The sequence below is a fragment of the Jannaschia sp. 2305UL9-9 genome (genome assembly GCF_041403465.1).
In the GTDB taxonomy this organism is placed as follows: domain Bacteria; phylum Pseudomonadota; class Alphaproteobacteria; order Rhodobacterales; family Rhodobacteraceae; genus Jannaschia.
Genome location: NZ_JBGEHM010000005.1, coordinates 50,375 through 63,795 on the forward strand (window position 1 = coordinate 50,375; position 13,421 = coordinate 63,795).

Here is a 13,421-nt window from a genome sequence, read left to right on the forward strand (position 1 = left end):
CCCGTTCCCCTCAGTGGCCGGCATCTGCGACCGCGTGCCCGAGCACGAGATCAGCAGTGGCGACGTCATAATTCTCGACCAGCGCCGCGACGGACGGGCCGATGATATCGGTCAAAAGCGAAGGATAGACACCCAGCAGGATGGTGAAGAACACCAGCGGGGCGAAGATCGCCTTCTCGCGGGTCGTCATGTCGGTGATCGACCGCAGGCTTTCCTTGATCAGGTCGCCGAACACGACCCGGCGATACAGCCACAGCGCATATCCCGCCGAGAAGATGACCCCGGTACAGGCCACCAGCGCCACCCAGGTGTTCACCTGGAACACGCCCATCAGCGTCAGGAATTCGCCGACGAAGCCCGAGGTGCCCGGCAGGCCGACGTTCGCCATCGTGAACAGCATGAAGATCAGGGCATAAGCCGGCATGCGGTTCACGAGACCGCCATAGGCGTCGATCTCGCGGGTGTGCATCCGATCATAGACGACGCCGACACACAGGAACAACGCGCCCGAGATGAAGCCGTGGCTGATCATCTGGAAGATGGCGCCATCCACCCCCTGCTGGTTGGCGGCGAAGATGCCCATGGTAACAAAACCCATGTGCGCGACCGACGAATAGGCGATCAGCTTTTTCATGTCGTCCTGCATCAAGGCCACGAGCGAGGCGTAGACAATGGCAATGGCAGACAGCCAGAGGACCAGCGGTCCGAGGATTTCGGACCCGACCGGGAACATCGGCAGGCTGAACCGAAGAAAACCGTAGCCGCCCATCTTCAGCAGGATCGCGGCCAGCACGACCGACCCGGCGGTCGGAGCCTGCACGTGCGCATCGGGCAACCAGGTGTGCACCGGCCACATCGGCATCTTGACCGCGAAGGACGCGAAGAACGCAAGCCACATCAAGGTCTGCGCCCCGCCGACCACGTTCATGCCCAGCACGTTCAGAGGCGCATAGCTGAACTGGTGCGTCAGCAGCGTCGGAATGTCGGTGGTGCCCGCATCAAGATACATGGCGATCATGGCGACCAGCATCAGGACCGATCCGATCAGGGTGTACAGGAAGAACTTGAACGACGCGTAGATGCGGTTCGCGCCCCCCCAGATGCCGATGATCAGGAACATCGGGATCAGGCCGGCCTCGAAGAAGACGTAGAAGAGGATCAGGTCAAGGGCGCTGAACACGCCGATCATCAGTGTCTCGAGAATCAGCAGGGCGACCATGTAGTCCTTCACCCGATGCGTCACATCCCAACAGGAGGCGATGACGAGGGGCATCAGGAAGGTGGTCAGCATCACGAACAGCACCGAGATGCCGTCGACGCCCATCTTGTACTTCAGACCCAACAGCCACTCACGCTCTTCGACGAACTGAAAGCCGGTGTTCTGCGGATCGAACCCCGTCAGGAGGAAGATCGACACGAGGAACGTGAAGCTTGTCGCACCAAGCGCCAGCCATTTGGCGTTCCGCTGCGCCGCGGCATCTTCGCCCCGCAGGAAGACGGCCATGATCAGCGCTGCGATCAGCGGCGTGAACGTTACGATGGAGAGGAGGTTATCCATGACTTGCTTCCTGCTCTCAGTTGCCGGACGCGATCGTGGTCCAGGTAATCAGGATCACGATCCCGATCACCATCGCGAAGGCGTAGGTAAAGATGTATCCGGATTGCGCCTTGTTCAGCCACTTGGTGGCGAAAGGCACGATCCCCATGGCAAGCCCGTTGATGCCGCCGTCGATTACGGTGCCGTCACCCTTCTTCCATAGGAATTTGCCCAGGGTTTTCGCGGACCGGACGAACAACACGTCGTAGATCTCGTCGAAATACCACTTGTTCAGGATGAACCGGTAGAGCGGCGCCAGTGTCGTGGCCCATTGTCCGGGCAAGGACGGCCTGCGGATATAGAAGAGCCATGCCGTGCCGAGGCCCAGCAGCATCGCGATGAAGGGCGAAACCTTGACCCACGTCGGCACGAGGTGCGCCTCGTGGATGACATGGTTGTCGTCGCCGAAATACAGCGCCCCTTCGCCCGGCGTCTGGTGCGGGCGATCGTGCGCCTCCTCGCCCTCGGTCGCGGCGAAAGCAGCACCGAACGCAACGGCGGCGTGATCGGTCGGCGCGTCTTCGGTAATCCCGAAGAAATGGTCGACCTTGTCCTGGCTGCCGAAGAAGGGGCCATAGAAGACCATACCGGCCAGTACCGACCCAACCGCCAGGACGGCCAGGGGGATGGTCATGACCGCGGGGCTTTCGTGTGCGTGGTCATGGGTGTGCTTGTCACCGCGCGGCGTTCCGTAGAACGTCAGGAACATCAGGCGCCAGGAATAGAAGCTGGTCATGAGCGCGGCAGCAACAAGCACCCAGAACGCGCCCGTCGAGCCGACATAGGCCACCTCGATGATTGCGTCCTTGGACACGAAGCCTGCGAAGCCGACCGGGAAACCGATGTAGAGAAGCGGGATGCCGACGCCGGTGATGGCCAGCGTGCCGATCATCATCGCCCAGAAGGTATAGGGGATCTTGTCCTTGAGCCCGCCATAGTTCCGCATGTCCTGCTCATGATGCATCGCATGGATCACGGATCCTGCCCCAAGGAACAGCATCGCCTTGAAGAAGGCATGCGTCAGCAGGTGGAACATCGCGACCGAATAGGCACCAAGGCCTGCGGCCACGAACATGTACCCCAGCTGCGACATGGTGGAATAGGCAATCACGCGCTTGATGTCGGTCTGCACCAGTCCGATCGTCGCCGCGACGAAGGCGGACGCGGCACCGATTACGACGACAAACCCCATGGCGTTCGGCGCGAATTCCATGATCGGCGACATGCGGCAGACAAGGAAGACACCCGCCGTGACCATCGTGGCCGCGTGGATAAGGGCGGACACCGGGGTCGGTCCCTCCATCGCGTCCGGCAGCCAGACGTGCAGGCCCAGCTGCGCCGATTTACCCATGGCGCCGATGAACAGAAGGAAGGCGACCAGTTCAGCGGCGTTCCAATCGGTCCAGAGGAACCGAATCGTCGTTTCGGCGATTTCGGGCGTTGCGGCGAAGATGGTCGAGAAGGCGATGCTGTCGGTCAGCAGGAAGATCGCGAAGATCCCCAGCAGGAAGCCGAAGTCGCCCACGCGGTTGGCGATGAACGCCTTCATTGCAGCCGCACCGGCGGACGGTTTGCGCCAGTAGAACCCGATCAGGAGGTAGGAGGCAACGCCCACGCCTTCCCAACCGAAAAACAGCTGCAACAGATTGTCGGCCGTCACCAGCATCAGCATCGCGAAGGTGAAGAACGACAGGTAGGCGAAGAAGCGCGGCTTGTAGATCTCGCCTTCTTTCCACTGCGGATCGTGATCCATATAGCCGAAGGAATAGAGATGCACGAGCGCGGACACGGTGGTCACGACGATCAGCATCGTCGCCGTCAAACGGTCAAGGCGAATGGCCCAGTCGGTGACGAGGCTGCCGCTCTCGATCCAGGAAAACAGTGTGATGATCTCGGTCTGACCATCATGGATCAGGAACACCAGCCATGACAGCAGGGCGGACAGGAACAGCAGGCCCGTCGCCGTGACCATGGCGGCCTTCTCGCCGATGAATTTCCAGCCGAAGCCACAGATGATCGCGCCGACGAGCGGGGCAAAGAGAATGATCGTTTCCATGGCCGTCAGCCCTTCATCACGTTGACGTCTTCGACGTCGATGGTGCCCCGGTTGCGGAAGAAGCAGACCAGAATGGCAAGGCCGATCGCGGCCTCGGCGGCGGCGACGGTCAGAACGAACAGAGTGAAGACCTGCCCCGTCAGATCCCCGAGAAAGCCGGAGAAGGCGACGAAGTTGATGTTCACCGCAAGAAGCATCAGTTCGATCGACATCAGAATGATGATGACGTTCTTGCGATTCAGGAAAATCCCGAAAATGCCGATGACGAACAAGGCCGCCGCGACAGTAAGGTAGTGTTCTAGTCCGATCATCATCGTCCCTCCGGGGCGTCTGCCGGCCCCTTGGTCGTTCCCCCGCGCCGCAGCGCGAATTTCGTTCAGAGGCCCTGGCCGGGCTTCACGTCGGTCACGTTCATGGCCTTGGCCGGATCGCGCCACATCTGGTGCAGCACATTCTGGCGTTTGACATCGCGGCGGTGGCGCAGGGTCAGGGCGATGGCCCCGATCATGGCAACCAGCAGGATCAATCCCGACAGCTGGAACATCAGGAAATACTGATCATAAAGCACCAGCCCGAGCGCCGCCGTATTCAGGTCTGCCGGGATCGGAATGCTGGACAGGCCATCCGCGACCACGACGCCTTCGGCTACGTCCCACACGCCATAGGCGATCACGAGCTGCATCAGCAGAACGATGCCGATCAATCCGGCAAGCGGCACGTATTTCGCCATCTCGGCCTTGAGTTCGGCGAAATCGATATCCAGCATCATCACCACGAACAGGAACAGAACCGCGACCGCACCGACATAGACGATGATCAGCAGCATCGCGACGAACTCCGCTCCGATCAGAACGAACAGCCCCGCCGTCGAAAGGAACGTCAGGATCAGCCACAGGACCGAATGGACGGGGTTGCGGCTGACCACGGTCAGCAATCCCCCGGCGACCGTGGTGATCGCGAACAGGTAGAAAGCGAAGTCGAGAACGGTCATTCGGTTTCCTTCAGCACGTCGTTGGCCAGTTCCATGGCCTTGTTCATCGCAGGCAGACCGCCGAACAGCCCCATCAGGCCGATGGTTTCGGCGATCTCCTGCTTTGTGGCGCCCTGGGCCGTCGCCTGCCGGACGGTCATGCGGATCTGCGCCTCTGCCTGTGCACCGAGCACGGTCAGGCCCGCAAGGGTCAGCAGCATCTTGGTCTTCGCGTCCAGCCCCTCGGGGCTGACACCCTTGCCCATGAACTGCTCCACCACTTCGGGCGGCATCGTCGGCCAGAGCTTCTCGAACCCGGTCGGCGTGAAGCTTTCAAGCGCAGGGTTCATGGCCTTGGCCATGTCCTGCATCTGCGACATCCACGCCGCGAAGGGGTTCGCAGCATCGGTCATCGGTAGGGCGCATCCAGTTCGAGGTTCTTGGCGATCACGGCTTCCCAACGCTCTCCGTTGTCGAGCAGCTTTTCCTTGTCGTAGAAAAGCTCCTCGCGCGTTTCGGTGGCGTATTCGAAGTTCGGACCCTCGACGATCGCATCCACCGGGCAGGCTTCCTGGCAGAAGCCGCAGTAGATGCACTTCGTCATGTCGATATCGTAGCGGGTCGTCCGGCGACTGCCGTCGAGGCGCGGCTCGGCGTCGATGGTGATCGCCTGAGCGGGGCAGACCGCTTCGCACAGCTTGCAGGCGATGCACCGTTCCTCGCCGTTGGGATACCGGCGCAGCGCATGTTCGCCGCGGAAACGCGGGCTTTGCGGCCCTTTCTCGTGCGGGTAGTTCAGCGTGGCCTTCGGGGCGAAGAAGTACTTCAGCCCAAGCTTCATACCGTTCCACATGTCCGCAAGCAGCACGTACTTCACGGACCGGTTCCAGTCGATCTGGGTCATATCAAGCCCCCATCGCGTAGCGGGCCCAGAATGACCCGAGGATTTCGAATTTTGCAAGGAACGCGATCAGCACGACCCAAGCCAGCGAGAATGGCAGGAACACCTTCCAGCCGAGTCGCATCAACTGGTCATAGCGATAGCGGGGCACGATGGCCTTAACCATTGCGAAGAGGAAGAAGAAGAACGCCATCTTGGCGACCATCCACAGCGGGCTGTCGGGAATGAACGGGATCGGGGACAGCCAGCCACCGAAGAACAGCAGCGAGATCAACGCGCACATCAGGAAGATGGCGATGTATTCCCCCGCCATGAACAGCAGGAACGGCGTCGACGAATATTCGACCTGATAGCCCGCGACGAGTTCCGATTCAGCCTCGGGCAAGTCGAAGGGCGGGCGGTTCGTTTCGGCCAGCGCGGAGATGAAGAACAGGAAGACCATCGGCAGATGCGGCAGCCAGTACCAGCCGAAGAAACCGAAGCCCGTGTCCTGTGCCCGCACGATGTCACCGAAATTGAGCGATCCGGTCGACAGGACGACGCCGATGATGATCAGGCCAAGCGACACCTCGTAGGAGATCATCTGCGCGGCGGACCGGAGGGAACCGAGGAACGGGTATTTCGAGTTCGACGCCCAGCCACCCATGATCACGCCGTAGACCTCCAGCGAGGAGACGGCGAAGACGAACAGGATCGCGACGTTGATGTCCGACAGAACCCAGCTGTCGCTGAACGGGATGACCGACCAAGCCAGCACGGCAAGCACGAAGGATGCCATTGGCGCGAGCATGAAGACCGTGCGATCCGCGCCGGCGGGAATGACGATTTCCTTGACGACGTACTTCAGGGCATCGGCAACGGTCTGCAAGAGACCGAAAACCCCGACCACGTTCGGGCCGCGACGCATCTGCACGGCAGCCCAGATCTTGCGGTCGCCGTAGACGAGAAACAGCAGCGAGATCATCACGAAGCCCAGCACCGCCAGGCATTGCGCAAGAATCGTCAGGCCGATGCCCGCCGGTGTAAGTAGAAACTCACCCATAGTCTGTCCTCATACGGTCGGGATGCCTTGGTCATGGCAGTTGTCGACCACCACTTCCGCATCGATCGTTCTAACCCCCCGGGGGAGGTCCGGCGAAACGGTGTAAACCGCATCCGCGCGCCAAAGGCCACCCTCTTCCTGCACGGTTGTCCGCACATGTCGCGCAAAACCGAACCCTCGGATCAGCGCATACTGCGCCGCAGCACATCGTGCATAGGTGTCCACGTCCTCATCGTCACGGGCCCCAGCCATGGTCACGATGAAATTTACCAGATCCCCTTCCAGAAGACGTGTCTCCACCCCGCGGTAATCGGGGCGGAACACATCGACGCGGGGGACATCGGCCGCCTGACACCCCGCAAGTGCGAGGCTCAGGGCAAGGCCGACGTTCTGCAAACCCGTCACTCTGCTGCGATGGGCTGCGTGTCACGCGATTTGGCAAGGGCGGCAAGCTCTCCCATCAACTCCGATGCGCGGGCAATCGGGTTGGTCAGGTAGAAGCTGCGCACCACGCTGTCGAAATCGCCACCGTTCAGGGTCGGCGTCGGCGGCAGGGGGTTCGCGGCATTGAACGGCACGGCATCGATTTCGGCCAGTTCCGGGGCCAGATCGATCATGGCGCGGCGCAGCTGCGACAGGCTGTCGAAGGGCAACTGGCATCCCGCTTCGGCCGACAGGGCCCGCAGGATCGCCCAGTTCTCCTTCGCCTCACCCGGTGCAAAACTGGCACGGAGCGCGAGTTGCGGGCGACCTTCGGTGTTGACGAAAAGCCCCTGCTCCTCGGTCCAGGCCGCACCGGGCAGGATCACGTCGGCACGATGCGCGCCCCGATCCCCGTGGGACCCCTGATAGATCACGAAGGGACCGGCGGGAATCTCGACCTCGTCGGCCCCGAGGTTATAGACGACCTCGGCACCAAGTGCGGCGTCGATCCCCCCCTCGCAGGTCGCGCCCACATCCATTGCACCGACACGACCGGCCGCCGTGTGCAACACGAGGATGTCAGAGTTCGTCGATTGCCCAAGGGCGCGTACGACGGACAGGACATCCGCGCCGTCATCACCGATCAGGGCGCCCTGCCCCACGATGATCACGCTCTTCTTGTCGGCCAGATCGCCCTGATCCCCGGTGACCAGCTTGGACAGGGCATCGCGCCCGGTGCCCAGGTGATCAACGTCGTAGGTCAGATCCTCATCGGCGCCAATCCGGGCAACGGTGGCGCCACGCAGCCACGCCTTGCGGATGCGCGCATTCAGGACCGGGGCCTCCTCGCGCGGGTTGGTGCCAACCAGCAGGATCATCTCGGCCTCATCGAGATCCTCGACAGCCGCCGTACCGACGTATCCGGCCCGATCACCAGCGGGCAGTTTTGCCCCGTCCGTCCGGCATTCGGTCACGCCACCCAGGGCATCCATCAGTGACCGCAGGGCAAAGGCCGCTTCGGTCGGGGCCAGATCGCCGACAAGGCCGGCGACGGACTTGCCCTTCATGGCCTCGGCCGCCGCGGACAGCGCTTCTGGCCAGGTGGCAGGCTTCAGCTTTCCGTCGACGCGGATATAGGGACGGTCGAGACGTTGACGGCGCAGACCATCCCAGACGAAGCGTGTCTTGTCGCTGATCCACTCCTCGTTGGTGCCATCGTGGTTGCGCGGCAGGATGCGCATCACTTCGCGGCCCTTGGTATCGACGCGGATGGATGCACCGAGCGCATCCATGACGTCCACGGTCTCGGTCTTCGTCAACTCCCACGGGCGGGCGGTGAACGCATAGGGCTTGGAAACCAGCGCGCCGACCGGACACAGGTCGATGATATTGCCCTGCATGTTCGATTTCAGCGTCTCACCGAGGTAGGAGGTGATTTCGCTGTCCTCGCCGCGGCCCGTCTGGCCCATCTGCGTGATGCCGGCGACCTCGGTCGTGAAGCGCACGCAGCGTGTGCAGCTGATACAACGGGTCATATGGGTTTCGACCAGCGGACCAAGGTCCAGATCGACGGCGGCGCGCTTGGGTTCGCGGAAGCGGGAGAAATCGACGCCATAGGCCATCGCCTGATCCTGCAGGTCGCATTCGCCACCCTGATCGCAGATCGGGCAATCCAGCGGGTGGTTGATCAGCAGGAACTCCATCACGCCCTCGCGGGCCTTCTTGACCATGGGCGAGTTGGTCTTGACCGCAGGCGGCTGTCCATCCTTGCCGGGGCGCAGATCCTTGACCTGCATCGCGCAGCTTGCGGCAGGCTTCGGCGGCCCGCCGACGACCTCGACCAGGCACATGCGGCAGTTGCCGGCGATTGTCAGACGTTCGTGATAGCAGAAACGGGGAATCTCGATTCCGGCCTCTTCGCAGGCCTGGATCAGGGTCATCGCACCCGGAACCTCGATTTCACGATCGTCGATGATGATTTTCTTCAGGTCGCTCATGGCGGGTCGCTCCGGGTCTGAGGCGTTTTCACCGGGTTTAACCCCGCCGCGCGCCCATGACCAGAACCCGAACGACGCAGGCGGCGTTAATCCACCGCCAAAAGGCGCCCGATCTGACTGTCGCTGTCGATTTCGGAACGTCCGACGCGACAATGCGCCTCGACATCCCCCGATCCGGCACCTTTCGCCGCCAGACGATTGCGCGCCACGGCCTCCAACCGGTCTTTCGCCCGATCGTCATCGATGAAGGCCTCGACCTCGGCATCGGTGTAGCCGAGATCGCCCGCCGCGGACTTCAGGGCCAGCAGATACTGCAGCCCCCGCAACATCCGTCCGTCGATGGACGGACAGACATCCGCGATTTCATAGGCGATTCCGACCGTGATCAGACCTTCGGTGATACTCGGCTCGTCCTCCAGCCCGGCAAGGGCGGGGGTCGCAGACATCGCAAGGGCGGCGGCAAGGGCGCGGACAACGGACATATGGCACGGGTCTCCAACAAATACTGATGGAGATATCGGTCCGCCGCGCCTGTCATTCAATATCGCCGCCCCGTCAGGCAACGACGGCGGACATCACCGGGCGATGCACTGCCCCGTCATGACAAGGGCGCCCCGGTCATCAAGCCGGATCGTCTCCGCGTCCTGCTCCGGGCCGTATGTCCAGCTGATCTCGGACCCGCCAAAGCGGTTCAGGCAGTAGCGCACCGCCTCGACCCGACCCGCTTCGATGGCGCCGGAAATACCGCGACCGGCCCCGGCGGTGGATACCGCAAAGCTGCGATCGTCTTCGGACGTGACGGACAGACGGGATCGGAACCGGATGCCGCGAACCTGCTCGGACGATCCGCGGACGCCGCTCGGGCCGAACAGCCCGCTGTCCCCCGAACCGATGCCCGAAAAGCCGCAGCCCGCAACAAGCCCCGCAACGGCGGTCAGCATGATGATTCCCCGTGCCGTCATCCCTCGACCTCCAGCAAGAGGGCCCCGATCGGGGTCGCCTCGGAAATTTCCGACCTGCCTGCGGCGCAGATCTTCGCCTCGTCCACGTCTTCGGCCAGATCGTGACGCGCAACGAACGCGTCCTGCAGAACCGCAATAGCCTCGGACGGGTCTTCCATCTGTTCGGCCAGCGTTTCAGGCGAGAACCCGTCTTCGCTCAACTGGCGCAGCGTCCTGTCCGTCAACAGCGCCATCGCGCCCGGATCAATCGACAGGGTGGCGCAATTGACCGCAAGAATCTGAGCGGTCGACGTCTGCATCGCAGTCGCAACGAAATACTCGGGCGCGGGAACGCCCTGTGAAACGGCAGGCGTCGCGATCAGGAAGAGGCCAGCCAACAGCCTCATGCCGCGAAGGCCCCGATCAGGCCGATGATGGCCAATCCGATGACGCACAGCAGGCCGATGCCCCAGAACAGCGACCGAAGCCATTGCACTTCCGTCCCGATATGGACCGCTGCCATCGCGATGCGGGACACCAGAAAGACGGATGCCAGCGCATTGGTCCACGCCGGCGATGCCCCGACGAGGATGCAGACGAGGGTCGCGGCAACGAACGGCCCCGTGATCTCGATTGCGTTCAGGAACGCCCGGCTTCGACGATAGGCAGGGTCGGAATAGTCGCGGACCGGATGGCCCGACGCGGTCCGTTCCCGCGCCTTGCCCGCAGCGGATGCGAACAAGAGCACAAGCATCAGAATCGCCCAGCCCGACATCGCCGCCAGCGCATGACCATAGTCCGCAACGGACACGATGCCTTGCCCCTCGACGATTGCAGCCGTGGATTGTGCCAACGCTGCGCCCGGCAACGTCGTCAAACCCACGGCCATCGCAAACCGGGTCGTCATTCGGCGGCAACCGCCGAAACCGGACGACGCTTGTGCTTGATGCGGTCCTCGATCTCGTCCCGGAAGTGGCGGATCAAGCCCTGGATCGGCCAAGCCGCCGCATCGCCAAGCGCGCAGATGGTGTGCCCTTCGACCTGTTTGGTCACGTCGAGCAGCATGTCGATCTCCTCGACCTCTGCCTCACCCTTCACCAAGCGGTCCATGACGCGCATCATCCAGCCGGTGCCTTCGCGGCACGGCGTGCACTGGCCGCAGGATTCGTGCTTGTAGAAGGCCGACAGCCGCCAGATCGCCTTGATGATGTCCGTGGAGTTGTCCATCACGATCACCGCAGCCGTTCCCAGGCCCGATTTCTGTTCGCGCAGATAATCGAAATCCATGATCGCGTCGCGCATGTCCTTGCCCGGGATCATCGGCACCGACGACCCGCCGGGGATCACGGCCTTTAGGTTGTCCCAGCCGCCACGGATGCCGCCGCAGTGCTTTTCGATCAGCTCTTCGAACGAAATGCTCATGGCCTCTTCGACGACGCAGGGCTTGTTGACGTGCCCCGAAATGGCGAACAGCTTGGTGCCCGCGTTGTTCGGGCGTCCGAAACCCGCGAACCATTCGGCCCCGCGCCGCAGGATCGTCGGGACGACCGCGATGGATTCGACGTTGTTCACCGTCGTCGGGCACCCGTAAAGGCCCGCGCCCGCCGGAAACGGCGGCTTCATCCGGGGCATGCCCTTGCGGCCTTCGAGGCTTTCCAGAAGGGCGGTTTCCTCGCCGCAGATGTAAGCGCCCGCACCGTGGTGAAGATACAGGTCGAAATCCCAGCCGGAGCCACAGGCATTCTTGCCGATCAGGCCCGCATCATAGGCCTCGTCGATGGCGTTCTGCAGGGCCTCTTTCTCACGGATATATTCGCCGCGAATGTAGATGTAGCAGGCATGGGCGCCCATCGCGAAGGATGCGATCAGCGCCCCTTCGATCAGGGTGTGGGGATCATGGCGCATGATCTCCCGGTCCTTGCAGGTGCCCGGCTCCGACTCGTCGGCATTGATCACGAGGTAGGCGGGACGCCCGTCGCTTTCCTTGGGCATGAACGACCATTTGAGGCCGGTCGGGAAACCCGCACCGCCACGACCACGCAGGCCGGATGCCTTCATGATCTCGACGATCTTGTCACGGCCAAGGCCGATCAGGTCCTTCGTGCCGTCCCAGTGGCCGCGCGATTGCGCACCCTTCAGGGACCGGTCCGCCATGCCGTAGATATTCGTAAAGATCCGGTCACGGTCCTGCAGCATTTCTCTCACTCCTCTTCGCGGCGCATCTTTCGAACGCGCAGCAACATGATCAGCGCCCAGCCGAGGGCTGCCAATGCGACCAAATCAAGCAGCCCCATCAGCCGTGTCGGCAGATTAAGCCAGGCACCGAGACCCTGAAAGGGAATCCAGATCGCAAACGTGCCAAGAATCACAAGCGCGATGGTGCGTTGCGTCTTGGCGATCTGCCGGTTGCGATCAGTGGGCTCGGTCATTGCGGCCCCTTCAACAGCGCGGGCATGGCGCCGTCAAGTCGCAGCGCGGCAAGCTGCGATCAATAGACGCCGCCCTTGTCCACCCTTTTGGAGAAGTCCGTCTCCTCTCCGGCCGCAAGCTGCCGGGCTTGCGCGACCCATGTGTCGCGAGTGACGCGGCCCTTGAAACCTTCGAGGTTCTGGTCGACCCACGCGACCTCGGCGTCGGTCCAGTTGGCGATCTGATCGAAGTGCCAGAACCCGAGGCGATTGCACAATTGTTCCAGCTTCGGGCCGATGCCCTTGATGCGCTTGAGGTCATCTGCCCCGCCGTCGCGCGGCGCATCGAGGGTTTTCGGCTTGTCCGGAACAGGTTCAGCGGCCTCCGACAGCGTCGGTTCAGGGGTTGGCGCAAGGTCCCCGGCCGGCTCGCCGACCGGAACCGGTTCCTCGGACGGTGACTGCGGCGTGATCACAGGCTCCGCCGGGGTGGCCGTCGCGGTCACCGGATCCGCCGCGGCGGGCTCGGACGGGGGCGCATATGGCGCAGGCGCGACCGGCATCTCATCCGGCCCTGTCTCGGTGCCTCCGGCCACGGAACTGTCGTCGATACCTTCCACGGAGGTTGGTGCGGTAGCGGGCCTCTCCGTCGGATCTGCCAAGCCGACGGAAGCGCGCCGGGCGTTCGCACCATCGAACCGCGTCCCGGATTCGGTATCGGAAACGGCCAGATCGTCGATCGTCGTCCTGTGTGGCGACGGCGCGTTGACGTCGCGCGGCACCAGACGATCGCGGTCGACCCCCGTCCCGGGCGCAGTGGGCGTGTCGAGCGTTGCATGCCCCCTCGGCTCCGGGGGAACCGCACGCCCGACGGTCAGCATCAGAACGAGGCCGACGACGATGAAAACGACGCCTGCGCCGAAAATTGCCTGGAGCAGACTCCAATCCGCAAGCAGCAGTAGCATCGCAAAGGCCGCCACCGCCGTCAGCGCGGCAACGCCCCAATACATTGCGGCGCTTTCCAGCGGTCCGATAGGTCGGAACTTGTTGTCCATCATGTCAACTCCCCAAAGTCAGCGGGGCGTT

At 62.8% G+C, this 13,421-nt stretch carries 16 protein-coding genes; all 16 read right to left on the reverse strand.

Going from position 1 to position 13,421, the window contains the following annotated elements; genetic code table 11:
• Nucleotides 1–10: 10 nt before the first annotated feature.
• A complete protein-coding gene (locus V6N07_RS16315) occupies nt 11–1,558 on the reverse strand; it encodes an NADH-quinone oxidoreductase subunit M (protein ID WP_371157720.1) in 1,548 nt (515 codons plus the stop codon).
• A gap of 16 nt (nt 1,559–1,574) precedes the next feature.
• Nucleotides 1,575–3,653 carry an NADH-quinone oxidoreductase subunit L gene (nuoL, locus tag V6N07_RS16320; RefSeq protein WP_371157722.1) on the reverse strand — a complete coding sequence of 693 codons (2,079 nt, stop codon included), beginning with the start codon at nt 3,651–3,653 and terminating at the stop codon, nt 1,575–1,577.
• Between the two features lie 5 nt (nt 3,654–3,658).
• Nucleotides 3,659–3,964, reverse strand: coding sequence for an NADH-quinone oxidoreductase subunit NuoK (nuoK, locus tag V6N07_RS16325; RefSeq protein WP_092780793.1), 306 nt, complete (start codon nt 3,962–3,964; stop codon nt 3,659–3,661).
• A gap of 65 nt (nt 3,965–4,029) precedes the next feature.
• A complete protein-coding gene (locus V6N07_RS16330) occupies nt 4,030–4,644 on the reverse strand; it encodes an NADH-quinone oxidoreductase subunit J (protein ID WP_371157724.1) in 615 nt (204 codons plus the stop codon).
• Nucleotides 4,641–5,036, reverse strand: a complete 396-nt coding sequence (locus V6N07_RS16335; RefSeq protein ID WP_371157726.1) for a carboxymuconolactone decarboxylase family protein — start codon at nt 5,034–5,036, stop codon at nt 4,641–4,643. Before V6N07_RS16335 ends, V6N07_RS16330 begins: the two co-directional genes overlap by 4 nt.
• Nucleotides 5,033–5,527 (reverse strand): NADH-quinone oxidoreductase subunit NuoI, encoded by a 495-nt coding sequence (gene nuoI / locus V6N07_RS16340; protein ID WP_371157728.1) that lies wholly within the window; start codon nt 5,525–5,527, stop codon nt 5,033–5,035. Before nuoI ends, V6N07_RS16335 begins: the two co-directional genes overlap by 4 nt.
• Before the next feature lies 1 nt (nt 5,528).
• On the reverse strand, nt 5,529–6,566 hold the full coding sequence (gene nuoH, locus V6N07_RS16345; protein ID WP_371157730.1) for an NADH-quinone oxidoreductase subunit NuoH: 1,038 nt from the start codon (nt 6,564–6,566) through the stop codon (nt 5,529–5,531).
• A 9-nt stretch (nt 6,567–6,575) separates the two neighbouring features.
• Nucleotides 6,576–6,971 carry a hypothetical protein gene (locus V6N07_RS16350; protein ID WP_371157732.1) on the reverse strand — a complete coding sequence of 132 codons (396 nt, stop codon included), beginning with the start codon at nt 6,969–6,971 and terminating at the stop codon, nt 6,576–6,578.
• A complete protein-coding gene (nuoG, locus tag V6N07_RS16355; protein WP_371157734.1) occupies nt 6,968–8,986 on the reverse strand; it encodes an NADH-quinone oxidoreductase subunit NuoG in 2,019 nt (672 codons plus the stop codon). The genes V6N07_RS16350 and nuoG overlap by 4 nt, the downstream gene beginning before the upstream one ends.
• Nucleotides 8,987–9,072: 86 nt before the next feature.
• Nucleotides 9,073–9,468, reverse strand: a complete 396-nt coding sequence (locus V6N07_RS16360; RefSeq protein WP_371157736.1) for a DUF5333 domain-containing protein — start codon at nt 9,466–9,468, stop codon at nt 9,073–9,075.
• A gap of 93 nt (nt 9,469–9,561) precedes the next feature.
• Nucleotides 9,562–9,948, reverse strand: coding sequence for a hypothetical protein (locus V6N07_RS16365; RefSeq protein ID WP_371157738.1), 387 nt, complete (start codon nt 9,946–9,948; stop codon nt 9,562–9,564).
• Nucleotides 9,945–10,334, reverse strand: coding sequence for a DUF5333 family protein (locus V6N07_RS16370; protein ID WP_371157740.1), 390 nt, complete (start codon nt 10,332–10,334; stop codon nt 9,945–9,947). Before V6N07_RS16370 ends, V6N07_RS16365 begins: the two co-directional genes overlap by 4 nt.
• Nucleotides 10,331–10,834, reverse strand: coding sequence for an MAPEG family protein (locus tag V6N07_RS16375; protein WP_371157742.1), 504 nt, complete (start codon nt 10,832–10,834; stop codon nt 10,331–10,333). The genes V6N07_RS16370 and V6N07_RS16375 overlap by 4 nt, the downstream gene beginning before the upstream one ends.
• Complete coding sequence (gene nuoF / locus V6N07_RS16380) at nt 10,831–12,123, reverse strand: NADH-quinone oxidoreductase subunit NuoF (RefSeq protein ID WP_371157743.1); 1,293 nt, start codon at nt 12,121–12,123, stop codon at nt 10,831–10,833. The genes V6N07_RS16375 and nuoF overlap by 4 nt, the downstream gene beginning before the upstream one ends.
• A gap of 5 nt (nt 12,124–12,128) precedes the next feature.
• On the reverse strand, nt 12,129–12,356 hold the full coding sequence (locus tag V6N07_RS16385) for a DUF5337 family protein (RefSeq protein WP_371157745.1): 228 nt from the start codon (nt 12,354–12,356) through the stop codon (nt 12,129–12,131).
• A 59-nt stretch (nt 12,357–12,415) separates the two neighbouring features.
• The gene (locus tag V6N07_RS16390; RefSeq protein WP_371157746.1) at nt 12,416–13,393 is read right to left on the reverse strand and encodes a hypothetical protein; all 978 of its coding nucleotides are present in this window, start codon (nt 13,391–13,393) and stop codon (nt 12,416–12,418) included.
• Nucleotides 13,394–13,421: the final 28 nt, after the last annotated feature.

Excerpts from the sequence above, each read along its gene's own strand:
- nuoK (WP_092780793.1), bottom strand. The coding sequence starts at position 3,964 with ATGATCGGACTAGAACACTACCTTACTGTCGCGGCGGCCTTGTTCGTC.
- V6N07_RS16375 (WP_371157742.1), bottom strand. The coding sequence starts at position 10,834 with ATGACGACCCGGTTTGCGATGGCCGTGGGTTTGACGACGTTGCCGGGC.
- V6N07_RS16365 (WP_371157738.1), bottom strand. The coding sequence starts at position 9,948 with ATGACGGCACGGGGAATCATCATGCTGACCGCCGTTGCGGGGCTTGTT.
- nuoH (WP_371157730.1), bottom strand. The coding sequence starts at position 6,566 with ATGGGTGAGTTTCTACTTACACCGGCGGGCATCGGCCTGACGATTCTT.
- nuoI (WP_371157728.1), bottom strand. The coding sequence starts at position 5,527 with ATGACCCAGATCGACTGGAACCGGTCCGTGAAGTACGTGCTGCTTGCG.
- V6N07_RS16315 (WP_371157720.1), bottom strand. The coding sequence starts at position 1,558 with ATGGATAACCTCCTCTCCATCGTAACGTTCACGCCGCTGATCGCAGCG.
- V6N07_RS16385 (WP_371157745.1), bottom strand. The coding sequence starts at position 12,356 with ATGACCGAGCCCACTGATCGCAACCGGCAGATCGCCAAGACGCAACGC.
- V6N07_RS16360 (WP_371157736.1), bottom strand. The coding sequence starts at position 9,468 with ATGTCCGTTGTCCGCGCCCTTGCCGCCGCCCTTGCGATGTCTGCGACC.
- V6N07_RS16335 (WP_371157726.1), bottom strand. The coding sequence starts at position 5,036 with ATGACCGATGCTGCGAACCCCTTCGCGGCGTGGATGTCGCAGATGCAG.
- nuoG (WP_371157734.1), bottom strand. The coding sequence starts at position 8,986 with ATGAGCGACCTGAAGAAAATCATCATCGACGATCGTGAAATCGAGGTT.
- nuoL (WP_371157722.1), bottom strand. The coding sequence starts at position 3,653 with ATGGAAACGATCATTCTCTTTGCCCCGCTCGTCGGCGCGATCATCTGT.
- V6N07_RS16390 (WP_371157746.1), bottom strand. The coding sequence starts at position 13,393 with ATGATGGACAACAAGTTCCGACCTATCGGACCGCTGGAAAGCGCCGCA.
- nuoF (WP_371157743.1), bottom strand. The coding sequence starts at position 12,123 with ATGCTGCAGGACCGTGACCGGATCTTTACGAATATCTACGGCATGGCG.
- V6N07_RS16330 (WP_371157724.1), bottom strand. The coding sequence starts at position 4,644 with ATGACCGTTCTCGACTTCGCTTTCTACCTGTTCGCGATCACCACGGTC.
- V6N07_RS16370 (WP_371157740.1), bottom strand. The coding sequence starts at position 10,334 with ATGAGGCTGTTGGCTGGCCTCTTCCTGATCGCGACGCCTGCCGTTTCA.